Origin of the sequence: Hydrogenophaga sp. (genome assembly GCF_018780075.1) — a bacterium.
Lineage (GTDB): Bacteria > Pseudomonadota > Gammaproteobacteria > Burkholderiales > Burkholderiaceae_C > Hydrogenophaga.
The window spans coordinates 24,798-48,443 of sequence record NZ_JADMKB010000055.1 but is presented as its reverse complement, the minus strand read 5'-3'; the positions used below and the strand labels follow the sequence as shown (position 1 = coordinate 48,443).

The following is a 23,646-nucleotide window of genomic DNA, read 5'->3' as shown; positions in this document are numbered from 1 at the left end:
GGTCGGTGGTCCCGACGCATGCACACCTGTTCATGGGGGACCGGCCAATGCCCAGCTCCCTGGACCGCCCCTCTCCGGCCGGTGCACCGCCCCATGGTGCGACCGGTCGATCAGGGGCCTCGGGAGAGGCTATCACAGGCCTGCCGGGTCGATGGCGCGGCCACCGCATCAGATGCCCAGGCTGGCGCCGGCACCCAGCAGGGTCGCCACACCCAGCGCCGCGAAGATCGCCGCCGCGATGCCGTGCACCAGCTTCATCGGGATCTTGTTGGCCAGCCGGTCGCCCACGAACACCGCCGGCACGTCGGCGATCAGCATGCCCAGCGTGGTGCCGATCACGACCAGCACCGGCGTGGCGTAGTGGGCGGCCATCGCGATGGTGGCGATCTGGGTCTTGTCGCCCATCTCGGCCAGGAAGAAGGTGATCAGCGTGGCGCCGAACACGCCCAGCTTGTGCGCCACCTTCGTTTCCTCTTCCTCGATCTTGTCGGGGATCAGGGTCCAGATCGCCATGCCGATGAACGAGGCGCCGAGCACCCAGCGCAGGACCCCAGGACTGACCTGCGCCGTGATCCAGGCGCCCAGCGCACCGGCCAGGCCGTGGTTCACGATGGTGGCGAGCAGGATGCCCGCGATGATGGGCAGGGGCTTCTTGAAGCGGGCGGCCAGGATGAAGGCCAGCAACTGGGTCTTGTCGCCGATTTCGGCCAGGGCGACGACACCGGTGGAGACGAGCAGGGATTCCATGAGGGAGATTTCCATTGGGCCGGAGCAAGGACGATTGACCACAACACACCCCCGGCCGCATGCGGGGCGTTGTGGTCAAAGGTCTTGCCAGGTTCGGGAACTGTGTGCGCCATGGTCCGAGGGGGACCAAGTGTGTTGACGCAAACCTCTTCAGGGTGAAGAGCGGCTACTCCCCAATGACCCCGCGATTGTACCGACCGGCGCCGGTGGCCCGCTCAGAGCGACAACTGCGCCACCTCGTCTTCCCGCCAGGCCGGCCCGGCCTTGGCCAGCGCCATCCACACGTGAAACGGCAGGCGCTCCATCGCGCGGCGCGGCGCTTCCCGGGCGACCTTCAGCTCGTCCTGCTCCACCAGCATCACGCCGCACTCGGGCGGCACCTCGTCGGGCGCACCGATGGGCCGGCCCCGGGCGTCCTGCCCCAGCACGTACCAGCAAGCGCCGGCCATGCCGAGGTAGGCGGCGCGCTTGGCCGGTTTTTTGAGGTCGCCCAAGAGGTCGGCGCGGTTCACCTTGATCTCGTGCACCACCGGTTGCAGGTAGGCCTCGACCGAGCTGTGACGGATGGAAAACACATCGGGGCAGGCCATGCACCAGGCGTGGTCCGCCGCCACAGGACCGTCGCCCAGGTCGTCCCACAACGGGTGCAGGCGGACCGACGGCTCGGCCACCACCGGCGCGGCATCGGGCTCGCCGACCAGCAAGGCCCGGGGCAACGCCACCCGCAACGCAAGCCCGCGCCAGGCCAGGCGACCGGACCGCGCCATGGCCGTGGCCACCCGCTGAACCAGCGCCTCGTGGGGCGAGCGCGCGGCCTTGTGGCTGGTAAACACCTGCGCCAGCCGCGCGACGCCCGCGTCGGTGACCCGCAGGGTGTCGTGCCGTCCGTCGACCGAGTGCCGCTCCACCAGGCCGGCCGCCAGCAACTCGACCTCGACCATGTCCTGGCACGGCCACCCCGCCGAACGGTAGATGTCGCGCAGGCGGCGATGGTGGAGTCGGCTCCAGGCCGGAAGGGGTGCAAGGGTATCGGGCATAAAGACTGACTGTATATCCAGTAACATGCCTGTCAACCCGGCCCGGCGTGCGGGTCGGCCACGCTCCGATGCACACGCCGCCGCCGTCCTCCCTCCCGCTGCCCGACACCACCGCCCCCGACGATCTGCCGATCGCCGTGGCGGTGCGCACCCTGTGCCATTTCACGGCGCGCAGCGGCGATCTGGATCTGCGCTTCACGCCGTCGCCCAGCGGGGTCGAGGGCATTGCCGGGCACCAGAGCGTGACCGCGCGGCGCGGCACGGGCTACCAGCGCGAGCTGCCGCTGAGCGCCCGCTTCGGCGACCTGACCGTGCAGGGCCGGGCCGACGGCTTTGACCCCGCCGCGCTGCGGCTCGAAGAGATCAAGACCCACCGGGGCGACGCGGGCCGCATTCCCGCCAACCAGCAGGCCCTGCACTGGGCGCAGGCACAGGTCTATGGCTGGATGCTCTGCGAGCAGCTGTCGCTGCCCGCCATCGACGTCGCGCTGGTGTACTTCAACATCGACAGCGCCGAAGAAACCGTGCTCACGCGCCGCTGCGAGGCCGGCGAACTGCAGGCCTTCTTTGCCGAGCTCTGCACCCGCTACAGGGCCTGGGCGCGCAGCGAGCAGGCGCACCGCCGAGTGCGCGATGCGGCGCTCGCCGACCTGCGCTTTCCGTTTCCGGCGTTCCGCCCCGGGCAGCGCGACATGGCCGCCGGCGTCTACCGCGCCCACACCCGCGGCCGGCACCTGCTGGCGCAGGCCCCCACCGGCATCGGCAAGACCATGGCCTCGCTGTTCGCGTCCCTGCGCGCCGCGCCCGCACAAGGCACGGACAAGGTGTTCTACCTGACCGCCAAGACCACCGGCCGCCAGCTCGCGCTGGACGCGCTGCAGCGGCTCGGCGCGCCCGTGGCGCTGCCGCTGCGGGTGCTGGAGCGCGTGGCCCGCGACAAGGCCTGCGAGCACCCCGACAAGGCCTGCCACGGCGAGGCCTGCCCGCTGGCGCGCGGCTTCTACGACCGGCTGCCCGCCGCCCGCGAAGCCGCCGCCCGCGCGGGCTGGCTCGACCAGGCCACCCTGCGCGACACCGCACTGGCGCACGGCATCTGCCCCTATTACCTCGGGCAGGAAATGCAGCGCTGGTGCGACGTGATGGTGGGCGACTACAACCACTTCTTCGACATTGGCGCGCACTGGCACGCGCTCACGCTGGAGCACGCCTGGCGCGCCGCGCTGCTGGTCGACGAGGCCCACAACCTGATCGACCGCGCGCGCCAGATGCACAGCGCCGCGCTCGACGCCACCACCTTCCAGCGACTGCGCCACGACGCGCCGCCCCACCTGAAAAAGCCGATGGACGCGCTGCAGCGGCGGTGGAGCGCCCTGGCCCGCGACCACGTGGGCGAGCACCATCTGCTGGACGATGTGCCGGGGGAATGGCTCGCCGCGCTGCAGACCACCTGCGCGGCGCTCACCGAACACCTGGCCCTGCACCCGACCGAGGCGCCCGACAGCCCGCTGCAGCGCTGGACCTTCGACGCGCTGCACTTCATGCGCGTGGCCGAGACCTTTGCCGACCACTCGCTGTGCGACCTCACGCGCGGCACCGCGCCGCAGATCGGCCGAGGCCGCCCGCTGCCGACCGTCAACATCCGCAACCTGGTGCCCGGCCCCTTGCTCGCCGACCGCTGGAAGGCCGCGCACAGCGCCACGCTGTTTTCCGCCACGCTGATGCCCATGGACCACGTGGCCGACATGCTGGGCCTGCCCGAGAACACCCTGCGGCTCGACCTGCCCTCGCCCTTTGCGGCAGAGCAGCTGGAGGTGCGCATCGCCCCCTGGATCTCGACCCGCTACCACGACCGCAGCGCGTCACTCGACGCCCTGGTGCGGGTGATCGCCACGCAGTACACCCAGCGGCCGGGCAACTACCTGGCCTTTTTCAGCAGCTTCGACTACCTGCAACAGGCGCTGGACCGGCTGGGGGCCGCGCACCCCGGCATCCCCGTGTGGGCGCAGTCGCGCGGCATGGGCGAACCCGAACGCAATGCCTTCATCGGGCGCTTCGTCGAAGGCGGACAGGGCATCGGTTTCGCGGTGCTGGGTGGCGCGTTCGGTGAAGGCATCGACCTGCCGGGCGAGCGGCTGGTCGGCGCCTTCATCGCGACCCTGGGCATGCCGCAGGTCAACGCGGTGAACGAACAGATGCGCGCGCGGCTGCAGGCGCGCAGCGGGCACGGGTACGACGACACCTACCTGTTCCCCGGGCTGATGAAGGTGGTGCAGGCCGCCGGGCGCGTGATCCGCAGCGAGCAGGACCGGGGCAGCCTGTGGCTGCTGGACGACCGCTTTGCCCGCGCCGAGGTGCGGCGCCTGCTGCCCGCCTGGTGGCGGGTGGCGCTGGCGCCACCGCCTTGAGGCCGTTCAATCCTTTCCGCCGCGACCACGCCCCCGCCCGCGGCCGCCCGCCCACTCACCGCGCACACTGAGCCCCAGCCCATCGGCCCATCCGGCCGGCAGCCCCGCCTGGGTCGCGGCCGCGTGGTCCTGCTGCTCGGCTTCCATCGCTGCCTTGTTGACGGCGTGCAGCACCTTCATGCCCATCTGCTCGGAGAGCTGGTTCAGGCGCTCCACCGACGCCGGGCTCAGCGCGTTGTGGTGCACGCATGCGCTGCATGAACGGCGGCTGTCGGGCGAGCATGTTGTGCGCGGCGACGGCAAGGGTTCGTCCTCGTCGTCGTCGGGCGGCAGCGGCCCATCCGGGAAGCCGATGGCCGGCCCTAAAGGCTGTACCCGGGCGGACCGATCTCCACCTCAGCGGGCGCACGTCGCCCGAATCCGTATTGAACCGTCTTGATCGTGGCCTGCAGGCCGATCACGCCCAGCGCCAGCACAAAGCGCTTGCGCCTGGAAAAGCCGCTGTAGCGCCTGGCGTGCAACACGGCCGCGCGCGCCGCGTCGCGCGGCAGACTCAGGTACCAGTAGTTGACGGCGAGGCCGGCCCCAGGGCCGGAAAACACCTGGTGCCACATGCCCGCCGGCACATACAACAACTGTCCAGGACGGACCACGCACTCGTACCCCCGCGCCCGTGTCCTGGCACCTTCGAACCGGTTGGCTTCTCCGGCATGAAAGCCTGGCGCGATGGTTTGGCGCACCTGGGAGCCGTTCAGCAACACATCCGCCTGGTCATGGGGAAACAGGAGCCACCGCTTGCTGCCCACCACGACGCCATTGAGGTTGTCGAACTCGTCGTAGTGCATGCCGCTGCACTGGTTTCCCGGCCCCATCCACAGGTTGCACTGGGCCAGTGCGTCCAGCGGCCAATAAGGAGGCAAGCTCAGATCTTTGGCCAGCTCGGGCAGCGAAGCGGGCCATGTGCGCCGGGCGGCCATCATCGCGCCCAGTCCGTTGCCCCGCATGACAAGCCCCTGGGTCAGGTACCAGGCCGGTGGCTGGTCAGAAAACAGGCGCTCCACCAGCTCGCCAAAAGCCACCTCGCGGTAGGCCTCATGGTAGTTTTCCCCATCCACATTGCTGGCATCGAGGTCCCGGACAAAGGTGGTCCGGTGACCCGCCGCCGCCGCCAGATAGGTCGGGTCCGACCAGCGTTGCAAGGCTCGCCACGATTGCGCGCCATCGTTGATGACCACGGGCCGCCGAGGGCGCCGATAGCGTTGGTCAAAGTCCTGCACCGACAGGGCATCCACCACCTCGACCGGCTCCAGAGGTGGATCAAACAGCGGTGAGAACTCGCCCGAAAAATCGTTGGAGACGGGGACCGGCATGTTTGCCTTTCTGATTCGATACGTGGGTCAACACCGACAGTCCCGGCAGGCCCATCGACCCACACGTCAGCAGATGTTACGGGAATCTCCCGTTTGACACACCCTCCCGGGCACCCACGGATCGGCACCGGGGCCGCGCGCCATCACCGGTAGCTGGCCAGGTGGATGCTGGTCTCGGTGCCGCGGATGCCGCTGATCAGGCGCACGCGCTCCAGCACGTCGGACAGCTCCTTCATCGAGCCCACCTCCAGCTCGGCCAGCAGGTCCCAGCGGCCGTTGGTGTCGTGCAGCGCGGCCACGCCGGGTTCGCCCAGCAGGCTGGCGATCACCAGCCGGGTCTGGTTGCCCTCGACCTGCACGCTCATCCAGGCCTTGATGCGCTCGGGCTGCGCCTCGGGTTTCAGGCGCACGGTGTAACCCACGATCACCTGCGTGTCTTCGAGCTTGCGCAGCCGGTTGGTGACCGTCCCGCGCGACACCTTGAGCTTGTGGGCGAGGTCGGCCACGGAGAGCCGGGCGTCCTGCCGCAGCAGGGCAATGAGTTGCTGGTCGAGCTGATCCATGGTCAAAAAGCCAATCAATGTTGCCGAATTGATCAATTTTCTACCATTTCTCTACTTTGTTGCCGATTTTCATTGGCATGCCTTCCCGGCAGACTCTTGGAATCGATTCGCGCACCCCAAGAGACGACCATGAAAAACACCGACCTGACCCAATTCCGCGACACCGGCACCCTGTACCTGAGCGCCCCCGAAGCCGCCGAGCTGATCCGCCGCCAGGGCCTGCCGTTCTGCCTGCAGCACATGGCCGAGCACATCCGCGCCGACTTCCTGCGCTGGGCCGATTTCGACAAGACCGCCCGCGTGGCCGCGCATTCGAAGGACGGCGTGATCGAGCTGATGCCCGTCGCCGACGACCACCGCTACAGCTTCAAGTACGTCAACGGCCACCCCGGCAACACCCGCTTTGGCATGTCCACCGTGATGGCCTTCGGCGTGCTGGCCGATGTGGACACCGGCGCCCCGCTGTTCCTGAGCGAACTCACCCTCACCACCGCGCTGCGCACCGCCGCCATGTCGGCCCTGGCCGCCAAGACGCTGGCGCGGCCCGACAGCCGCGTGATGGCGCTGATCGGCAACGGCGCGCAGAGCGAGTTCCAGGCCCTGGCCTTCCAGCACCTGGTCGGCATCACGACCCTGCGCGTGTACGACGTGGACCCCGCCGCCAGCGCCAAGCTGGTGGCCAACCTGCAGGGCAGCGGGCTGCAGATCACGGTGTGCGCCAGCACGGCCGAAGCGGTCAAGGGCGCCGACATCGTGACCACCGTCACCGCCGACAAGGCCATGGCCCTGATCCTCACGCCCGACATGATTCAGCCGGGCATGCACCTCAACGCCGTGGGCGGCGACTGCCCGGGCAAGACCGAGCTGCACGGCGACATCCTCGACGTGGCCAAGGTGTTCGTCGAATACGAACCGCAGTCGCGCGTGGAAGGCGAGATCCAGCACAAGCCGGCCGACTTCGCCGTGACCGAGCTGTGGCAGGTGCTGCGTGGCGAGCGCGCCGGGCGCGACAACGTCAAACAGGTCACGGTGTTCGACTCGGTGGGCTTCGCGCTGGAAGACTTCTCGGCCCTGCGCTTCATGATGGACAGCGCGCTGCGCCTGGGCATGGGCGAGCGCATCGCGCTGATCCCGCAACTGGCCGATCCGAAGAATTTGTTCGACATGCTGAATGCGGCTGCGCCGGTGGCGTCCGTCAAAGCCCCCTTTCGCCTCGCGGCCTGAGCCCGAACGGAACGTTCGAATGCCTCACAGCGAAACCCCCATGTCGATCCAGGCGCCGCCGGCCGTGGTGATGGTGCGGCCCCGGCACTTCACGCCCAACCCCGAGACGGCGGCCGACAACCGTTTCCAGTCGTCGCCCGACAGCCCCGCCGACGAAACCGCGCGTCGCGCATTCGACGAAGTGAGCTGCGCCGTGGACACCCTGCGGGCAGCGGGCGTGACCGTGCACCTGTTCGACGACGACGGCCGGCACCACACGCCGGACTCGGTGTTCCCCAACAACTGGTTTTCCACCCACCCCGGCGGGCACGTGGCCGTGTACCCCATGTTCAACCCGAGCCGGCGGCGCGAGCGGCGCAGCGACGTGCTCGAGTTCCTCAAGCAGCACTACCGCGTGCAGGACGTGATCGACTACAGCGGCCTCGAACACGACAACCTGTTTCTCGAAGGCACGGGCGCCATGGTGCTGGATCACTTGGCGCGCGTGGCCTTCACCGCGCGCTCCCACCGCGCCGACCCGGTGGCGCTGGAGCGCTTCGCGACCCACTTCAACTACGAGCCGCTGGTCTTCGACACCGCCGATGCGCAGGGCCAGCCGATCTACCACACCAACGTGCTGATGTGCATCGCCACGCAGTTCGCGCTGGTCGCTCTGGATGCGATCGTGAGCCCGCAGCGCGCTGCAGAAGTGCGTCAGCGGCTGGAAGAAACCGGCCGCGAAGTGCTGCCCATCACGCAGCAGCAGGTGGCCGATTTCGCGGGCAATGCCATCGAGCTGTCGACGCCGCAAGGGCGGGTGTTGGCGCTGTCGGCGCGCGCCGCCGCGAGCCTGAGCGACGAGCAGCGGCGTTGCATCGAGCGTTCGGCCCGGCTGCTGCCGCTGGACGTGCCGACCATCGAACTGGCCGGTGGTTCGGTGCGCTGCATGCTGGCGGGCGTGCACCTGGCGCCGCGTCGCGCGGTCTGACCGCGCAACCCCACCGGCGACTCAGCCCGCCCAGGCGCCGGGCGCCAGCCCGTCGAGCGTGTGTGGCCCGATCGCTGCGCGGATGAGCCGCAGTGTGGGGTGGCCCACGGCGGCGGTCATGCGCCGCACCTGGCGATTGCGGCCCTCGCGGATGATGAGTTCGACCCATGCGGTGGGGATGGCCTTGCGCTCGCGGATGGGCGGGTTGCGCGCCCACACCTCCGGTGGTGGATCGAGCAGGCGCGCCCTGGCGGGCAGCGTGGGGCCGTCGTTGAGCACCACGCCGTTGCGCAGCGCCGCCAGCGCGGCTTCACCCGGAATCCCCTCCACCTGCACCCAGTAGGTTTTCTCCATCTTGAAGCGCGGGTCTGCAATGCGGGCCTGCAACCGGCCATCGTCGGTGAGCAGCAGCAGTCCCTCGCTGTCGGCATCCAGCCGCCCGGCCACGTACACACCGGGCAGGTCGATGTGGTCCTTGAGGCCCTGCCACTTGCCCTCTGCGGTGAACTGGCTCAACACGCCGTAGGGTTTGTTGAAGCGGATCAGGCGGGCGGTCATGAGAGGGCTGGGTCAGGGTCGGCGGTGGGTCTGCCGAGCATAGCGGCAGCGCCTGCGCTGGCCCGCATCAAGCGTTTGACGCCGGACAACGGCCTCAGTCGTCGTCGCCGAGCTCGGCGCTCCAGCCCATGCTCTTCGCACGCGCCACCGCCTCGGCGTGGATGCGCGCATGGCGCTGTGCCAGATCGGTCGGCAGGCGGCTGGGCAGCTGGCCGTATGGCTCCCAGGCCTTGTGCACCGCCTCGAAGAGGTTCTGCAAGTCGCCCGCGCCCTTGCCCGCAAAGCCCTCGCCCTCGGGCAGCAGGCCAAACACCCAGGCGTCGCGGATGATGCGCCCGGTCATGGTCATGCCGTGGTGCTCCTCTTTGTCGATGCCCGCGTAGGTCTGCTGGCGGCTGTGGATCATGCTCATGGTGTGTTCCTGGTGTAAACGGGCCTTAACGGGTCAGGCCAGCATAGAGCACCGGCAGTTTCTCGGGCAGCTTTTCCACCTTGTCCACCACGAGGTAGTGGCGCTCGCCGAAGATGCGGCGCACGTACTGGTCGGCGCGCGGGTCCAGGCTCATGCAATAGGTCATCACGCCGCTGCGCCCGGCCTCTTCCACCGCTTTTTTGGTGTCGTGGCGCAGGTACTGCGGGTCGCGCACGTCCACGTCGGCCGGCTCGCCGTCGGTGATGACCAGCAGCAGCTTCTTGCTGCTGCGCTGCGCTTTCAGTGAGGCAGCGGCATGGCGGATCGCGGCGCCCATGCGGGTGGAGAGTTGCCCCTCCATGCCGGCCAGACGCGCTTTGGCCACGTCGTCGTAGGGCTGGTCGAAGTCCTTGAAGCGCCAGTAGTTCACGTCGTGCCGGCCGTCGGAGCAGAAGCCGTGGATGGCGAACGGGTCGCCCACTTTCTGGATCGCATCGGCCAGCAGCGCGCAGGCTGAGCGCGTGAGTTCGAGCACCGTGTGCTCCTGGCCCGCCACCTTGTCGTTCGTCGATTGGGACAGATCGAGCAGCACCAGCACCGAGATGTCGCGAGTCTTGCGCACGCTGCGCATCATGATGCGCGGGTCGGGCTGGCGGCCCATGCGCATCTCGATCACCGAGGCCAGCGCCGCGTTCAGGTCGATGTCGTCGCCGTCTTCGAGCTTGCGGATGCGCTGCACGCCCTGCGGCTGCATGGCGTCCAGGATGTACTTCATGCGCCCGATCAGGCGCCGGTGTTCGGTCAGGATGCCGTCGATCACCGCCACATCACCCGCCTTGGGGCGGCGCTCCTGCACCGTGGCCCAGGCCGGGCGTTCGAGCTGGATCATGTGGTCCCACTCGCCGTAGTGCACCGGCGGCAGCACCGGCTCGCGGCCTTCACTTTCATTGAAGGACACGCCCAGGTCTTCGTAGGGAAACAGCTCGGTGCCAAGCACCCAGATTTCCTGCGCGTCGTCTCCAGCGCCTTCCACTTCGAGTTCGTTGACGAACTCCATCAGGTTGACCTGCTTGCGCAGCTGCTGCGGCGGCTCGTAGCCGGCGGCGATGCTGCGCTCGAAGTCGAAACCGTCAAAAGCCCAGAAGTAGCGGTTGTCGTCGCGGTAGGCAGCCGTCTGCCCGTCGGTGCGCGGCTGGTAGCTCGACCCTTGCGTGAGTTCGCGGTAGCTGTGCGCGAGCTGCACACCCAGCGCCCACGACACGGTGTTGTCGTGCGGATCGGCCTGCATGCGCGGCAGCGCCTCGGCGAACAACGCGCGGCCCTGCGCGATCCAGGGGTGGGCGTCTTCATACGCCGGGTCGAGCAGCGCGCGCGCGAGGCGATTGAGGCAGTCGCCGGCCGTCTGGTTGTGTGAAGCCTGCGCGGTGTGCAGCTGCGCCCACAGCGGACGCAGGCCGGGAAAACGCGCCAGCGTCAGCGCCTCGATGCGCGCGTCTTCGATCAGTCCGATCAGCGCCATCTGCCAGGGGCTGAGCGATTCGGCCGAGATCGGCCGGCGCGTGAACACCACGTGCGCGGCGGCGTGCGCGGCGGCGGCGCGGTACAGCTGGGTGGCGTCCACGGTGCCGGCGCTGCCTTCGACCGCATCGTAGGCGTCGGGCAGGTGGATGAAGTGGTCCTCGATGAAGGGGCGGTAGCCTTCGCGGCTCTCGTAGTCGCCCGCGGTGGGGCGCATGAAAAAGTCGCGCCCCCACAGCGCGCGCAAATACATGTTGATGCGCCGCTGCACGTCCACCAGCAGCGTCCCCTTGCGCTCCTGCTGCAGCATGGCCAGCGACTCTTTGGACCGCAGGCCGAAGTAGGCGATCTGCTCCTCGTAGTTCGTGCGGTGGGCCTGCGCGCCCCAGGTGGCCCAGCGCCGCAGGCCGCCGAGCGTGAGCTGGCCGAACAACGCGTCGAGCTGGCCCAGCAGGGGCCGCAGGCCGCGTGGCGCCTGCGCCACCAGGGTGTTGAGGAACTGCAGGTACTGCATGAACAGCGCGCCGTCGGCCAGGCGGCGCGCGGCGGTGGGCGCGGTGGCCAGCACCAGCTCGATCACCGCGCCCGAGGTTTTGGACGCGAGCAGCAGTGCGGTGCTGGCCAGGTCACCCACCACGTCTTCGCCGATCTCGGCGGCCACCTGCGGCGCGCTGTCGATCCAGGCGTTGACCAGTTCGTGGCCCCGGCCCAGGCCGCGCAGCGCGGCGGCGCCCTTGACGTAGTTGTCCAGCCCGCGCGCGGAGAACACCTTGGTGGCGTCCGGCCAACGGTGCTCCAGCAGCTCGCGCGAGGCCGGTTCCAGCGGGTCGGTCCACTCGGCGTGGTCGTGCAGGTGAACGCTCATGGCGGTCAGAAGAACGTTGAAACGGCGGCATCCAGCGCGTCGCGCATGTCCGGGTCGTCCGTGATCGGACGCACCAGGGCCACGCGGCAGGCGGCCTGCGCGGCCACCCCTTTGGCGATCAGGCTGCCCGCGTAGATCAGCATGCGGGTGGAGATGCCTTCGTCCAGGCCGTGGCCCTTGAGGTTGCGCGCACGCTCGGCAATGCCGACCAGCTTGCCCGCCACATCGGCGCTCACGCCGGTCTCGTGGGCCACGATCTCGGTTTCGATGGCGTGTTCGGGGTAGTTGAAATCCAGCGCGCCGAAGCGCTGCTTGGTGGACTGTTTCAGGTCCTTCATCAGGCTCTGGTAGCCCGGGTTGTAGGAGATGACGATCTGGAAGTCGGGGTGGGCCTTGACCAGCTCGCCCTTCTTTTCCAGCGGCAGAACGCGGCGGTTGTCGGTCAGCGGGTGGATGACCACCGTCGTGTCCTGCCGGGCTTCGACCACTTCGTCGAGGTAGCAGATGGCGCCGTGGCGCGCGGCCAGGGCCAGCGGGCCGTCCTGCCAGCGGGTGCCGTTGGCGTCCAGCAGGAAGCGGCCGACCAGGTCGCTGGCGGTCATGTCTTCGTTGCAGGCCACGGTGATCAGAGGCTTGTTCAGCTTCCACGCCATGTACTCGACAAAGCGCGTCTTGCCGCAACCGGTCGGACCCTTGAGCATCATGGGCATGCGCACCGAGTACGCGGCCTCGTACAGCTCGACCTCGTCGGCCACCGGGCGGTAATAGGGTTGTGCGGCGACGCGGTAGGCGTCGAGGTTGTCGCTCATGTTCGTCTCCACAGACCTTGCACTCGTTGTCTTGTTGCGTTGGCCTGCACCGCGTGGTGCGGCGTGGCCGACTCCGTTCGTGTCCCCCGCCGGCCTGCGGCCGGCTCCTCCTTTACCTCACTGCGCCGGTCACCCCGGCTCGCGCTTCATGGCGCTCGTCGGGATGAACTTCCGTGGTCAGACCGTCTTGCCTCGATAGATCACCATGCTCGCGCCCTGCGACTGCTTGAAGTTGTCGTAGCCGATCAGGCGCACGTGGTTGTCCGGGTTGGCCTGGCGGCAGGCCTCGCACTCGGCCAGCACCTTGTCCACGTCGGTCTCGCCGAACATGGGCAGCTTCCACATGTACCAGTAGGAGTCCATCAGGTACTGCGGCTCGGTGTGCTCGATGGCCGGGTTCAGGCCTTTCTTCACGAGGTACTCGACCTGCTTGCGGATCTCGTCCTGGGTCATCGCAGGCAGGTAGGAGAAGGTCTCGAACTTGCGGCTGGCCGGGTCGGACAGGCGGGAGTTGTAGTCTTGCATGCTCATGGTGTATGTCCTTTCGATTCGCTGGTCTCGGATTACTTGTGGGCCACGTCGAGCTTGTCCACGGTGTCGAACTCGAACTTGATCTCTTTCCAGGTTTCCATGGCGATCTTGAGTTCGGGCGAATGCTTGGCGGCTTCGTTCAGCACGGCCTTGCCTTCCTTCTCCACCGCCACACCTTCGTTGCGCGCCTTGACGCAGGCTTCCAGCGCCACGCGGTTGGCCGCGGCCCCGGCGGCGTTGCCCCAGGGATGGCCCAGCGTGCCGCCGCCGAACTGCAGCACCGAGTCGTCGCCGAAGATGTTGACCAGCGCCGGCATGTGCCAGACGTGGATGCCACCGGAGGCCACCGGCATCACGCCGGGCATGGAGCCGAAGTCCTGGTCGAAGAAGATGCCGCGGCTGCGGTCTTCCTGGATGAACTCGTCACGCATGATGTCGATCCAGCCCAGGGTGGAGGCGCGATCGCCTTCGAGCTTGCCCACCACGGTGCCGGAGTGCAGGTGGTCACCACCGGACAGGCGCAGCACCTTGGTCAGCACGCGGAAGTGGATGCCGTGGTGCGGGTTGCGGTCGAGCACGGCGTGCATGGCGCGGTGGATGTGCAGCAGCATGCCGTTGTCGCGGCACCAGTTGGCCAGGCCGGTGTTGGCGCACAGGCCACCCGTGAGGTAGTCGTGCATGATGATCGGCGAGCCCAGTTCCTTCGCGTACTCGGCGCGCTTGTACATCTCTTCGGGCGTGGGCGCGGTCACGTTCAGGTAGTGGCCCTTGCGTTCGCCGGTCTCGCGCTCGGCCTTCTCGATGGCCTCCTGCACGAAGTCGAAACGCTGGCGCCAGCGCATGAAGGGCTGCGAATTGACGTTCTCGTCGTCCTTGGTGAAGTCCAGGCCCCCGCGCAGGCATTCGTACACCGCGCGGCCGTAGTTCTTGCCCGACAGGCCCAGCTTGGGCTTGATGGTGCAGCCCAGCAGCGGGCGGCCGTACTTGTTCATGATGTCGCGCTCGACCTGGATGCCGTGGGGCGGGCCGCCGCAGGTCTTCACATACGCGATCGGGAAGCGGATGTCCTCCAGGCGCAGGGCGCGCAAGGCCTTGAAGCCGAACACGTTGCCCACCAGCGAGGTCAGCACGTTGACGACCGAGCCTTCTTCGAACAGGTCGATCGGGTAGGCCACGAAGGCGTAGAAGCAGGTGTCGTCGCCGGGCACGTCTTCGATGCGGTAGGCGCGGCCCTTGTAGTAGTCCAGGTCGGTCAGCAGGTCGGTCCAGACCGTGGTCCAGGTGCCGGTGGACGACTCGGCGGCCACGGCGGCGGCCACTTCCTCGCGGTCCACACCGGGCTGCGGCGTGATCTTGAAACAGGCGAGGATGTCGGTGTCCTTGGGGGTGTAGTGGGGTTCCCAGTACATGCTGCGGTATTCCTTGACACCGGCGTTGTAGGTTTTGGTGGCCATGCGTGTTGCTCCTTCTCGGGTGGTCGAACGTCTCGATGTGTCGCCCAAAGCGGCCCGGGCTGTGCTGTCTTTCGGGGTGCGACTGCTCTGAACTGAAGCGAATTGTTGGCCGCCACAACAATAAATAAAAGTAAAATGTTTTTACGATGATGATTTATCAAAGTCAATCTTTTAAAAACCCCGATGAACCTGAGACACGCCACCCTGCACCAGCTGCGCATCTTTCTGGCCGTCGCGCGCCACAGCAGCTTTGCCCGCGCCGCCGAGGCGCTGCACCTCTCACCGCCCACGCTCTCGCTGCAGGTCAAGCAGCTGTCGGAAACGGTGGGCCAGCCGCTGTTCGAGCAGTTGGGAAAGAAGATCTACCTCACCGCCGCCGGCCGGACGCTGGCCGAGGCCTGTGAGGACATCGAGAGCCGCATGGAGCGCCTGGCCGAGGAGCTGGCAGCGCTGCAGGGCATGGAGCGCGGCAGCCTGAAGCTGGCCATCCTCACGACCGTGAAATACACCGTGCCCAAGCTGCTGGGCGGCTTCTGTGCGGCGCACCCGGGCATCGAGGTGGCGATGGTGGTCGGCAACCGCGAGAACCTGCTGCAGCGCCTGGCGAACAACCAGGACGACCTCTGCATCATGGGTCAGCCGCCGGAGCAGCTGGACGTGGTGAGCGAACCGTTTGCCGACAACCCGCTGGTGCTGGTGGCGCCGCCCGACCACCCGCTGGTGGGCAAGAAGCGCATCGCGCCGAAGCGCCTGGCGAGCGAGCCGTTCATCATGAGGGAGCCCGGTTCGGGCACGCGACTCACCTCCGAAAAGTTCTTTTCCAGTCAGGGCGTGACGCTGAAGAACCGGCTGGAGGTGGGCAGCAACGAAGCCATCAAACAGACCGTGGCCGGCGGTCTGGGCCTGGCCGTTCTCTCCACCCACACGGTCACGGCGGAGCTGGCGCTGGGCGAGCTGGTGCAGCTCGATGTGGTGGGCTTTCCGTTGATCCGCCGCTGGCACGTGGTGTACCCGCGCGGCAAGCGGCTCTCGGCGGCGGCGCTGGCGTTCAAGGACTGGATGTTCGAGCACCAGCCCACGCCAGGCCGGGCGCGCTGACGATCAGGCGATCAGTCGGGGTCGGTCTCGCCGGGCTGGATCAGCACCTGATCGATGCGGCGCCCGTCGAGCACCAGCACCTCGAAGCGCCAACCGGCGCACTCGACGGCCGCGCCCTGCTCCAACAACTCGCCGGCCACCGTCTGCATCAGGCCGGCCACCGTGGCGTAGCGGCCCTTGTCTTCGTCGGGCAGCTCGTCGATGTCCAGGCGTGACTTCAACTCGGCCACCGGCATCGCCCCGTCGACGAGCCAGGCACCGTCTTCGCGCTGCGTGGCCCAGGCCTCCACGTCTTCGTGCGGCGAGAGCTCGCCGGTGATGGCTTCGAGCATGTCCAGCGGCGTCAGCACGCCCTGCACCACACCGTATTCGTCCACCACGAAAACCATGCGCGTGGAGCGTTCGCGAAACTGCTCCAGCAGCTCCATGCCGCTCAGCGTTTCGGGCACGAACACCGCCGGCTGCACGTGGCGGATGATCGCGTCGGCGACGCCTTCGGCCTGCAGCGCCAGCATCTGCGGCAGGTGGATCACGCCCACCACATCGTCCAGCCCGCCCCGGCAGACCGGGTACCAGGAGTGGCCGGTGGTCCAGGCCTTCTGCACCGCCGCCGACACCGGGTCTTCCGCGTCCAGCCAGGCGATGTCGTCGCGCGGCACCATGATGGAGGTGAGCTGCCGGTCGTCGAGCAGGAACACGTTGCGCACCATCTGGTGCTCGTGCTCTTCGATGATGCCTGCGTCCACGCCCTCCTCCAGGCTGGCGTTGATCTCTTCTTCCGTCACATGCTGCTGTGCGTTGGTGTTGATGCGCAGCAGCTTGAGCACCCACTGCGTGGTGTGCGTGAGCAGCCACACAAAGGGCTTGGCCGCCTTGGCCACGAAGGTCATCGGGCGCGACACGCCGCGCGCCACGGCCTCCGGGTACAGCTGACCGATGCGCTTGGGCACCAGCTCGCCAAAGACGATGGTCACGAAGGTGATGACCGCCACCACGATGGCCGTGGCACTGACTTCGGCGGTACCGGGCGTCAGGCCCCAGCCCTGCAAGGCCAGCGACAGATCGCCGCTGAAAGCCGCCTCGCCCACGATGCCGTTGAGCATGCCGATGGAGGTGATGCCCACCTGCACCGACGAAAGGAACTGGGTGGGGTGCTCCAGCAGCTTCAGCGCGGCCTGCGCCCCCTTGTCGCCCGATTCGGCCATCGCAGCGAGCCGCGCCTTGCGGCTGGCCGCGAGCGACATCTCGGACATGGCGAAGGCGCCGTTGAGCAGGGTGAGAAAGATGATGAGCAGGGTGTCCATGGCTTGAGGGGAATTGTCTCCCAGAAAAATGCCACCCCTGTCTCGATGCGCAGGCCATGGACAATCGCCTCATGGCCAACTACCTCATCGGCGACATCCAGGGCTGCGACGACGCCCTGGGCCGCCTGCTCGACAAGATTCACTTCTCCCCCAGTCGCGACACGCTGTACCTGCTGGGCGACCTCGTCAACCGGGGGCCGGCGTCGCTGGCCGTGCTGCGGCGCCTCATCGCGCTCGACGGCGCCGCGCACAGCCTGCTGGGCAACCACGACCTGCACCTGCTGGCCACGGCGCACGGCGTGCGCAAACCCCACCGCAACGACACCGTCGCCGAGATCCTCGATGCCCCCGACCGCGGTCAGCTGCTGGACTGGCTGCGCACGCGCCCCATGGCGCTGCACGCCCACGGCTGGCTGATGGTGCACGCCGGCGTGCTGCCGCAATGGGACCTGGCGCAGACGCTGGCCCTCGCCGGGGAGCTGGAAGCGGTGCTGCGCAGCCCGGACTGGGCCCGCTTTCTGTGGGACATGTACGGCAACCAGCCCGACTTCTGGAGCGACAGCTGGCAAGGCGCGGAACGCCTGCGCGTCATCGTCAACACCTTCACACGACTGCGCTTCTGTACGGCGCAAGGGATCATGGAGTTCGACACCAAGGACGACGCGAACGCCGCACCCGAGGGATTCATGCCCTGGTTCGACGTGCCAGGACGGCACACGGCCGGCGTGCCGATCGCCTTCGGTCACTGGTCCACACTGGGCAACGTGCAGCGACCGAACCTGCTGCCGCTGGACACGGGCTGCGTGTGGGGCGGGTGCCTCACGGCGGCCCGACTGGGCGGGACGCCGGCCGAGGTGGAGCGCATTTCAGTGAAATGCGTCCAGGCCCGCAAGCCGGGCACCCCCTGACGGGGGTCAGCCGCTCTCGGCCACCGGCGCGCTCTTGAACAGCGCGGGCACCTTCTTGCGGGGCTTGATGTTGGGCGACAGGCGGCTGGTCGGCTTCTGTGCCGTTTCCCACGACGGCGTGGCATCGGCACTCAAGGTCGGCTCATACGGCTTGTCGAACAGCGGATCGGCGGGTGCACGGACCGGGCGCACGGGAGGGCGGCCGGACGGCGCGCGTGCTTCGCGCTCGGGGCGGCTGCCCCGGCTTTCACGGATCTCACGCTGCTCGCGGGCTTCTTCGGGCTGTTGCCACGCGCGCTGACCGTCGTTGAAGTGGCCCGCCGGCCGCTTGTCCGCTTCCAGTTCCAGAGCTTCCAGCTCCAGCTTTTTGCCCAGCAGCTTCTCCAGGTCGCCCATCAGGCGCGCGTCGCGCCCGCTGACGAACGACACCGCCAGACCGGAAGCGCCGGCGCGGCCGGTGCGCCCGATGCGGTGCACATAGTCTTCAGCGTTGAACGGGATGTCGAAATTGAACACCGCCGGCACGTCCTTGATGTCGAGGCCGCGCGCGGCCACGTCGGTGCAGACCAGCAGATCGACGGCACCGCTCTTGAAGGCTTCCAGCGCCTTCAGGCGTTCGTCCTGGCTCTTGTCACCGTGCAGGGCCGTGGTGTTCAGGCCTTCGCGCTCCAGCGAACGCGCGAGTCGCGCACAACCGAGCTTGCTGTTGACGAACACAAACGCCTGCTTGATGCCGCGTTCCTGCAGGATCTTCTTGAGCACGGAGCGCTTGTCGTCGTCATCGATGCGGTAGAAATGCTGCTCCACCGTGGACGCTGTGGCGTTGGAGCGGGCCACCTCGATGGTCACCGGATCCTGCAGGTAGCTGTTGGCCAGGCGTTTGATCTCGGGCGAGAACGTGGCCGAGAACAGCAGCGTGGTGCGCTGCTTGGGCAGGTAGCTCAGGATGCGTTGCAGGTCGGGCAGGAACCCGATGTCGAGCATGCGGTCGGCTTCGTCGAGCACCACGTACTCGACCTGGTTCAACACACAGTTCTTGGCTTCGATGTGGTCCAGCAACCGGCCCGGCGTGGCGACCAGCACCTCGACGCCCTTCTTCAGCTCGGCGGTCTGCGGCTTCATGTCCATGCCACCGAACACCACGGTGCTGCGCAGGTTGGTGTATTTGGCGTAGAGCTTGACCTGCTCGGCCACCTGGTCGGCCAGCTCGCGCGTGGGCAGCAGGACCAGCGCGCGCACCGGATGGCGGGCGGGCGACGTGGACGTGTTGTCGTGTTTCATCATGCGCTGCAGCAGCGGCAGGGTGAAAGCAGCGGTTTTGCCGGTGCCGGTCTGGGCCGCACCCATCACGTCACGCCCCTGCAGCACCACGGGGATGGCCTGCGCCTGGATCGGCGTCATGTTCTCGTAGCCCATTTCGGCCACGGCGCGCTCCAGAAGGGGAGACAGGGAGAGTTGGGAGAAGGATTGGGTCATTGCTGTGCGCGCGGAACAAGACCGTCCGCTGGATACGCGTTAACCCGGTATTGTCTCACTTTGGGCGTTTTTCACCCAGTATTTGCCCCGCACAGGGCGAAACACCGTTCAGATGGCCCGCGCGTTGAAGGTGTCGCACGCCTTCACGCTGCCCGACTCCAGCCCCGTGTTGAACCAGCGCTGGCGCTGTTCGCTGGTGCCGTGGGTGAAGCTGTCGGGCACGACCTGCCCCTGGCTCTTGCGTTGCAAGGCATCGTCGCCGATGGCGGCAGCGGCGTTCAGTGCTTCCTCGACATCACCCGGTTCCAGAATGGCCTTGCTCTTGTGGTTGTGGTGGGCCCAGATGCCAGCGAAACAGTCGGCCTGAAGCTCCAGCCGGACCGACAGCGCGTTGTATTCGCGCTCGCTCACCCGTTGCCGGGCCTGTTCCATTTTGTCCGTCAACCCCATCTGGTTTTGCACATGGTGTCCCACCTCGTGGGCCACCACGTAGGCCTGCGCGAAGTCGCCGGGGGCACCCAACTGGCGGCGCATGGTCTCGTAAAAGCTCAGGTCAATGTAGACCTTCTGGTCGCCCGGGCAATAGAACGGCCCCATGGCGGACTGACCCGTGCCACAGGCGGTGGGCGTGGCACCGCTGAAGAGCACCAGACGCGGCTTCTGGTACTGGGCGCCGCTTTGCTGGAACACGGCGGTCCAGACGTCTTCGGTGCCCGCCAGCACGGACGACACGAACTGCCCCATCTGGTCCGAGGGCTTCCCGGTGCCGACCGTCGCCGGTGCACTCTGGGTGACCTCGGGTGTCAGCCCTCCGCCTCCGCCGAGAAAGCCCAGGATGGTCATGGGATTGATGCCAAAAATCCACCCCGCCAGCAGGGCGACCACGATGGTCCCGAGACCGATCCCACGGCCTCCCACGCGCCGCTGCCCCCCGCCACCACCGCCGAGCATGCCGCCCAGCCCACCGGCCCCATTGCGCCGGTCCTCGACATTGTCGGACTGGCGGTTGTTCTCCCATTTCATGGTCTGTCTCCTCAGAGGGTGGTGGTCAGGGGCAAGCTGCCATTATGCAAAGGAAGCGGGCAGAAAAAAGCGCTGCCGAGGCAGCGCTGGTGAACGGGCATGTGACTGCGGGCTCAGACCACCGCGGGCTTGAATTCGCTGGTCGGCCGGCCCTGGAAATCGGTCCAGCAGCGGCGGGTGAAGTCGTACAGCTTGCACTTGCGTGCCGTTTCAAAGTACCAGCGCCAGGAGAAGTGCTGGATGATGATGCGCCCAGGCAGCGTCTCTTCCAGAATCTTCTGGGCGTTCTTGAGCTTGTACAGCGGGATGCTCATGTCCACATGGTGTGCCGTATGTTCCATGATGTGGTGCATCATCGCGCCCATTTTCATGGGGAAGGTCATGTGGACCGTCGTCGACACAAACGGTGCGGCCTTGGCCCAGGCGTGCTTGTCGTCGTGCCACTGCACCGCGGTGTGGGTGTGGTGCACATAGACCACGAAGCCGATCATGGCGTTCCAGAACAGGAACGGCACGAAAAAACCAAAACCCACGAGCGCCCAGGCAGACTGCTCGGTCGCGTAGGCCGCACCGATCAGGGCGGCCACCCACAAGGCGGCCATCGCCGTGACAAACACACCGTCCCAGGTGAACTCGGCGCGTCGTGTGCCCATGTAGCTCTTGCGGGGGAAATACATGCGGTTCCACCACATCTCCACCAGGTAATACAGCGCAGGACCCCAGCCACTGCGGTAGATGCGCTCCATCAGGCGACGACGGGGCGTCAGCGCCTCGAACTCTTCCTTGGTCAGCGGTGCCCAGACGAAATCGACGCCCTTGAGGTTGGTGTAACCGTGGTGCACCACGTTGTGACCAACTTCCCACAGGCTGTAGGGCGTGAGCGACGGGATCATGGCGATGCGCCCGAGCACGCGATTCAGACCACGGTGCGGGGTGTAGCTTTGATGGCAGGCGTCGTGCCCGATGATGAACAGGCGGCCAATCACGAAGCCGGCCACGAGGCCGCACAACAGCTTGGCCCACCAGGCGTCGAACAGCACCACGCCCGTGATCAGCCCGGAAAACACGGCCAGATCCAGCACCAGCAACAGCACGGCGATCGCGGTGCGGCGCTCCGCGATCGGCGTGAGCCAGCTGCGGATGACCTTGCGGTGGGGCAGGGGTTGCCCGAGCGGGATCGGATCGGGTGAAACGGCGGCAGGAGATTGAGACATGCGGGTCGGAAGGATCAAGAATCCATACAGCGCAGGATGGCGCTCCAGATACGTTCTGCGGTTCGGCAGAACGAGATCGACAAAGTCAGATCGATTTTACCCAATCAGGTCATTTCCCGCATGACAGTTGTCCGCAGGGGAAATGACCACACGGGGCCAAAGGACTCGAAGGTCAGGTCTTGGGCAGGGTGACGCCGACCTGCCCCTGGTACTTGCCACCGCGGTCCTTGTAGCTGGTCTCGCAGACGTCGTCCTTGTCGCTCTCGAAAAACAGCACCTGGGCACAGCCTTCACCGGCGTAGATCTTGGCCGGCAGCGGCGTGGTGTTGCTGAACTCCAGCGTCACATAACCTTCCCACTCGGGTTCGAAAGGCGTCACGTTGACGATGATGCCGCAGCGTGCATAGGTGCTCTTGCCCAGGCAGATGGTGAGCACGTTGCGCGGAATGCGGAAGTACTCCATCGTGCGCGCCAGCGCAAAGCTGTTGGGCGGGATCACACAGACATCCTTGTTGATGTCCACGAAGCTGTTCTCGTCGAAGTTCTTCGGGTCCACCACGGTCGAGTGGATGTTGGTGAAGACCTTGAATTCGGGTGCACAGCGTATGTCGTAACCGTAGCTGCTGGTGCCGTAGCTCACGATCTTCTCGCCCGCAGCGTTCTGCCGGACCTGACCCGGTTCGAAAGGCTCGATCATGCCGTGCTGCTCGCACATGCGGCGGATCCATCTGTCGCTCTTGATGCTCATTGTGTGTGCTCCGAAGTTGCGGAGGATTGTAGGCAGTCGGCACAGCGAGCGATCCGGCGCCGGGCCGCACAGCGCCCCGCGCAGCGGCAAAGCGTGAAGGCGAACGTCCTTCAGGCGGTCACGGTGCGCTCCACCACGCGGTCGTCGCCCAGCACAATCAGCGCAAACAGCAGCTCGTCCAGGCGGCTCGCCTGCGCCGTCTTGCGCGCCAGCAGCGGCGTGGCCCGGGGGTTGAGCACCACGAAGTCGGCGTCACAACCGGGCTGCAGGTTGCCCACCACACCACCGAGACCCAGCGCCTGAGCCGCTCCCGCTGTGTGCTGCCACCATAGCTGGCCCGGCGTCAGGCTCATGCCGGTCTTGCTCTGGCCTTCCCGGCCCACGTAGTAGGCCGCGAGCATGGTGTGAAAGGGCGAGAAGCTGGTGCCCCCGCCCACGTCGCTGGCCAGGCCGTAGCGCATGCCGGTGGCGTCGGCGGCGGCGTGGTCAAAAAACCCGCTGCCCAGGAACAGGTTGCTGGTGGGGCTGATGGCCGCCGCCGCACCGGTCTCGCGCATGAGCGCGCGGTCGGCGGCGTCGAGGTGGATGCAGTGGGCGTAGATGGCGCGCTCGCGCAGCAACCCGAAGTCACCGTACACACCGAGGTAGCTGCGCGATCGCGGAAACAGCTCGGCCACCCACTTCACCTCGTCCACGTTCTCCGCCACATGCGACTGGATCCAGACATCGGGGTACTTCGCGGCCAGCTCGCCCGCGCCGCGCAACTGGGCGGGTGAACTGGTGGGCGCGAAACGCGGCGTGATGGCGTAACCCAGGCGATCCACGCCGTGCCAGCGCTGGATCAGCGTCTCGGTGTCGATCAGGCTCTGCTCGGTGTCATCGCGCACGCCGTCGGGGCTGTGGCGATCCTGCAGCACCTTGCCGGTGATGAAGCGCAGACCCCGGGCCTGGGCCTCCTTGAACGCGGCGTCCACCGACTGCGGGTGCGAGGTGGCGAAGGTCAGCGCCGTGGTGACGCCGTGGCGCTGCAGTTCGTCAAAGAAGAACCCCGCCACTTCGCGTGCATGGCCTTCGTCACTGAACCGCGACTCATGGGGAAAGGTGTACTGCTCCAGCCAGGGCAACAGGCCGGCGGCGGGGGCGCCGATGACGTCGGTCTGCGGGTAGTGGATGTGCATGTCCACAAAACCCGGCGCGATGATCCGGCCCCGCAGGTCTTCCACGGCCACGCCGGGGAAGCGGTCGATCAGGCTTGCGTGGTCGCCGACGGCACGCACCACCTTGCGTCCGGTGGCGTCGGGCCCGACCACCAGCAACCCGTCGCTGTCGTACACGGGCTGGTGCTGGTCGTCGAATCGCAGGAGGGCGGCGCGGTAGGCTTTCATCTGCGGCCGAGCTTAGCCGCGTCACCCGGC

Annotated in this window: 22 protein-coding genes and 1 riboswitch; of the genes, 5 read left to right on the top strand and 17 right to left on the bottom strand. The window is 67.3% G+C overall.

Annotation, left to right across the window (positions count from 1 at the left end; translation table 11 throughout):
• Nucleotides 1-168: 168 nt before the first annotated feature.
• Complete coding sequence (locus tag IV088_RS11870) at nt 169-747, bottom strand: TMEM165/GDT1 family protein (RefSeq protein WP_291102063.1); 579 nt, start codon at nt 745-747, stop codon at nt 169-171.
• A gap of 7 nt (nt 748-754) precedes the next feature.
• A riboswitch (yybP-ykoY riboswitch) is annotated at nt 755-938 on the bottom strand.
• A 24-nt stretch (nt 939-962) separates the two neighbouring features.
• Entirely contained in the window at nt 963-1,784 is an 822-nt protein-coding gene (locus IV088_RS11865; protein WP_291102061.1) for a hypothetical protein, read from the bottom strand.
• A 125-nt stretch (nt 1,785-1,909) separates the two neighbouring features.
• On the opposite strand from IV088_RS11865, the gene IV088_RS11860 reads away from it, so the two are divergent.
• Nucleotides 1,910-4,189 carry an ATP-dependent DNA helicase gene (locus IV088_RS11860; RefSeq protein WP_291102087.1) on the top strand — a complete coding sequence of 760 codons (2,280 nt, stop codon included), beginning with the start codon at nt 1,910-1,912 and terminating at the stop codon, nt 4,187-4,189.
• Nucleotides 4,190-4,195: 6 nt separating this feature from the next.
• Here IV088_RS11860 and IV088_RS11855 read toward each other — a convergent pair whose 3' ends face one another.
• From IV088_RS11855 to IV088_RS11845, 3 genes are all read right to left on the bottom strand, one after another.
• Complete coding sequence (locus IV088_RS11855; RefSeq protein WP_291102058.1) at nt 4,196-4,435, bottom strand: hypothetical protein; 240 nt, start codon at nt 4,433-4,435, stop codon at nt 4,196-4,198.
• Between the two features lie 116 nt (nt 4,436-4,551).
• Nucleotides 4,552-5,559, bottom strand: a complete 1,008-nt coding sequence (locus IV088_RS11850) for a cupin-like domain-containing protein (protein ID WP_291102055.1) — start codon at nt 5,557-5,559, stop codon at nt 4,552-4,554.
• A 143-nt stretch (nt 5,560-5,702) separates the two neighbouring features.
• Entirely contained in the window at nt 5,703-6,122 is a 420-nt protein-coding gene (locus IV088_RS11845) for an Lrp/AsnC family transcriptional regulator (RefSeq protein ID WP_291102053.1), read from the bottom strand.
• A gap of 129 nt (nt 6,123-6,251) precedes the next feature.
• Here IV088_RS11845 and IV088_RS11840 point away from each other — a divergent pair, with 129 nt between their 5' ends.
• Together IV088_RS11840 and ctlX are read left to right on the top strand one after the other, a co-directional pair.
• Nucleotides 6,252-7,346, top strand: a complete 1,095-nt coding sequence (locus tag IV088_RS11840) for an ornithine cyclodeaminase (RefSeq protein WP_291102051.1) — start codon at nt 6,252-6,254, stop codon at nt 7,344-7,346.
• A gap of 19 nt (nt 7,347-7,365) precedes the next feature.
• Nucleotides 7,366-8,313 carry a citrulline utilization hydrolase CtlX gene (gene ctlX, locus IV088_RS11835; RefSeq protein ID WP_291102049.1) on the top strand — a complete coding sequence of 316 codons (948 nt, stop codon included), beginning with the start codon at nt 7,366-7,368 and terminating at the stop codon, nt 8,311-8,313.
• A gap of 21 nt (nt 8,314-8,334) precedes the next feature.
• Here the strand turns inward: ctlX and IV088_RS11830 are convergent, their stop codons facing one another.
• The 6 genes from IV088_RS11830 to IV088_RS11805 all read right to left on the bottom strand — a co-directional run bounded on the left by IV088_RS11830 (nt 8,335) and on the right by IV088_RS11805 (nt 14,460).
• Nucleotides 8,335-8,871, bottom strand: coding sequence for a pseudouridine synthase (locus IV088_RS11830; protein ID WP_291102047.1), 537 nt, complete (start codon nt 8,869-8,871; stop codon nt 8,335-8,337).
• 94 nt (nt 8,872-8,965) lie between these two features.
• Nucleotides 8,966-9,283, bottom strand: coding sequence for a hypothetical protein (locus IV088_RS11825; protein WP_291102045.1), 318 nt, complete (start codon nt 9,281-9,283; stop codon nt 8,966-8,968).
• 25 nt (nt 9,284-9,308) lie between these two features.
• Entirely contained in the window at nt 9,309-11,666 is a 2,358-nt protein-coding gene (locus tag IV088_RS11820) for a nitric oxide reductase activation protein NorD (RefSeq protein WP_291102043.1), read from the bottom strand.
• Between the two features lie 5 nt (nt 11,667-11,671).
• Complete coding sequence (locus tag IV088_RS11815) at nt 11,672-12,475, bottom strand: CbbQ/NirQ/NorQ/GpvN family protein (protein ID WP_291102042.1); 804 nt, start codon at nt 12,473-12,475, stop codon at nt 11,672-11,674.
• Between the two features lie 177 nt (nt 12,476-12,652).
• Nucleotides 12,653-13,000: a ribulose bisphosphate carboxylase small subunit gene (locus IV088_RS11810; RefSeq protein WP_367171583.1), complete on the bottom strand. Its 348-nt coding sequence runs from the start codon at nt 12,998-13,000 to the stop codon at nt 12,653-12,655.
• Between the two features lie 38 nt (nt 13,001-13,038).
• Nucleotides 13,039-14,460: a form I ribulose bisphosphate carboxylase large subunit gene (locus IV088_RS11805; RefSeq protein ID WP_291102038.1), complete on the bottom strand. Its 1,422-nt coding sequence runs from the start codon at nt 14,458-14,460 to the stop codon at nt 13,039-13,041.
• Nucleotides 14,461-14,643: 183 nt separating this feature from the next.
• Between IV088_RS11805 and IV088_RS11800 the strand changes: the two genes are divergently transcribed.
• Nucleotides 14,644-15,558 (top strand): LysR family transcriptional regulator, encoded by a 915-nt coding sequence (locus IV088_RS11800; RefSeq protein ID WP_291102036.1) that lies wholly within the window; start codon nt 14,644-14,646, stop codon nt 15,556-15,558.
• A gap of 11 nt (nt 15,559-15,569) precedes the next feature.
• On the opposite strand, the gene IV088_RS11795 is transcribed toward IV088_RS11800, so the two are convergent.
• Nucleotides 15,570-16,862 carry a hemolysin family protein gene (locus tag IV088_RS11795; RefSeq protein WP_291102034.1) on the bottom strand — a complete coding sequence of 431 codons (1,293 nt, stop codon included), beginning with the start codon at nt 16,860-16,862 and terminating at the stop codon, nt 15,570-15,572.
• A gap of 71 nt (nt 16,863-16,933) precedes the next feature.
• On the opposite strand from IV088_RS11795, the gene IV088_RS11790 reads away from it, so the two are divergent.
• Entirely contained in the window at nt 16,934-17,770 is an 837-nt protein-coding gene (locus IV088_RS11790; RefSeq protein WP_291102085.1) for a symmetrical bis(5'-nucleosyl)-tetraphosphatase, read from the top strand.
• A 6-nt stretch (nt 17,771-17,776) separates the two neighbouring features.
• Here IV088_RS11790 and IV088_RS11785 read toward each other — a convergent pair whose 3' ends face one another.
• The 5 genes from IV088_RS11785 to guaD form a co-directional block, all read right to left on the bottom strand.
• Nucleotides 17,777-19,246, bottom strand: coding sequence for a DEAD/DEAH box helicase (locus IV088_RS11785; RefSeq protein WP_291102032.1), 1,470 nt, complete (start codon nt 19,244-19,246; stop codon nt 17,777-17,779).
• A gap of 108 nt (nt 19,247-19,354) precedes the next feature.
• Nucleotides 19,355-20,269, bottom strand: a complete 915-nt coding sequence (locus tag IV088_RS11780; protein ID WP_291102030.1) for a neutral zinc metallopeptidase — start codon at nt 20,267-20,269, stop codon at nt 19,355-19,357.
• Nucleotides 20,270-20,382: 113 nt separating this feature from the next.
• Nucleotides 20,383-21,483 carry a fatty acid desaturase gene (locus IV088_RS11775; RefSeq protein WP_291102028.1) on the bottom strand — a complete coding sequence of 367 codons (1,101 nt, stop codon included), beginning with the start codon at nt 21,481-21,483 and terminating at the stop codon, nt 20,383-20,385.
• A gap of 172 nt (nt 21,484-21,655) precedes the next feature.
• The gene (gene dcd, locus IV088_RS11770) at nt 21,656-22,231 is read right to left on the bottom strand and encodes a dCTP deaminase (protein ID WP_236961923.1); all 576 of its coding nucleotides are present in this window, start codon (nt 22,229-22,231) and stop codon (nt 21,656-21,658) included.
• Nucleotides 22,232-22,341: 110 nt separating this feature from the next.
• The gene (guaD, locus tag IV088_RS11765; RefSeq protein WP_291102024.1) at nt 22,342-23,616 is read right to left on the bottom strand and encodes a guanine deaminase; all 1,275 of its coding nucleotides are present in this window, start codon (nt 23,614-23,616) and stop codon (nt 22,342-22,344) included.
• Between the last annotated feature and the right edge of the window lie 30 nt (nt 23,617-23,646).

Excerpts from the sequence above, each read along its gene's own strand:
- IV088_RS11870 (WP_291102063.1), bottom strand. The coding sequence starts at position 747 with ATGGAATCCCTGCTCGTCTCCACCGGTGTCGTCGCCCTGGCCGAAATC.
- IV088_RS11865 (WP_291102061.1), bottom strand. The coding sequence starts at position 1,784 with ATGCCCGATACCCTTGCACCCCTTCCGGCCTGGAGCCGACTCCACCAT.
- IV088_RS11850 (WP_291102055.1), bottom strand. The coding sequence starts at position 5,559 with ATGCCGGTCCCCGTCTCCAACGATTTTTCGGGCGAGTTCTCACCGCTG.
- IV088_RS11845 (WP_291102053.1), bottom strand. The coding sequence starts at position 6,122 with ATGGATCAGCTCGACCAGCAACTCATTGCCCTGCTGCGGCAGGACGCC.
- IV088_RS11840 (WP_291102051.1), top strand. The coding sequence starts at position 6,252 with ATGAAAAACACCGACCTGACCCAATTCCGCGACACCGGCACCCTGTAC.
- ctlX (WP_291102049.1), top strand. The coding sequence starts at position 7,366 with ATGCCTCACAGCGAAACCCCCATGTCGATCCAGGCGCCGCCGGCCGTG.
- IV088_RS11830 (WP_291102047.1), bottom strand. The coding sequence starts at position 8,871 with ATGACCGCCCGCCTGATCCGCTTCAACAAACCCTACGGCGTGTTGAGC.
- IV088_RS11825 (WP_291102045.1), bottom strand. The coding sequence starts at position 9,283 with ATGAGCATGATCCACAGCCGCCAGCAGACCTACGCGGGCATCGACAAA.
- IV088_RS11820 (WP_291102043.1), bottom strand. The coding sequence starts at position 11,666 with ATGAGCGTTCACCTGCACGACCACGCCGAGTGGACCGACCCGCTGGAA.
- IV088_RS11815 (WP_291102042.1), bottom strand. The coding sequence starts at position 12,475 with ATGAGCGACAACCTCGACGCCTACCGCGTCGCCGCACAACCCTATTAC.
- IV088_RS11810 (WP_367171583.1), bottom strand. The coding sequence starts at position 13,000 with ATGCAAGACTACAACTCCCGCCTGTCCGACCCGGCCAGCCGCAAGTTC.
- IV088_RS11805 (WP_291102038.1), bottom strand. The coding sequence starts at position 14,460 with ATGGCCACCAAAACCTACAACGCCGGTGTCAAGGAATACCGCAGCATG.
- IV088_RS11800 (WP_291102036.1), top strand. The coding sequence starts at position 14,644 with ATGAACCTGAGACACGCCACCCTGCACCAGCTGCGCATCTTTCTGGCC.
- IV088_RS11795 (WP_291102034.1), bottom strand. The coding sequence starts at position 16,862 with ATGGACACCCTGCTCATCATCTTTCTCACCCTGCTCAACGGCGCCTTC.
- IV088_RS11790 (WP_291102085.1), top strand. The coding sequence starts at position 16,934 with ATGGCCAACTACCTCATCGGCGACATCCAGGGCTGCGACGACGCCCTG.
- IV088_RS11785 (WP_291102032.1), bottom strand. The coding sequence starts at position 19,246 with ATGACCCAATCCTTCTCCCAACTCTCCCTGTCTCCCCTTCTGGAGCGC.
- IV088_RS11780 (WP_291102030.1), bottom strand. The coding sequence starts at position 20,269 with ATGAAATGGGAGAACAACCGCCAGTCCGACAATGTCGAGGACCGGCGC.
- IV088_RS11775 (WP_291102028.1), bottom strand. The coding sequence starts at position 21,483 with ATGTCTCAATCTCCTGCCGCCGTTTCACCCGATCCGATCCCGCTCGGG.
- dcd (WP_236961923.1), bottom strand. The coding sequence starts at position 22,231 with ATGAGCATCAAGAGCGACAGATGGATCCGCCGCATGTGCGAGCAGCAC.
- guaD (WP_291102024.1), bottom strand. The coding sequence starts at position 23,616 with ATGAAAGCCTACCGCGCCGCCCTCCTGCGATTCGACGACCAGCACCAG.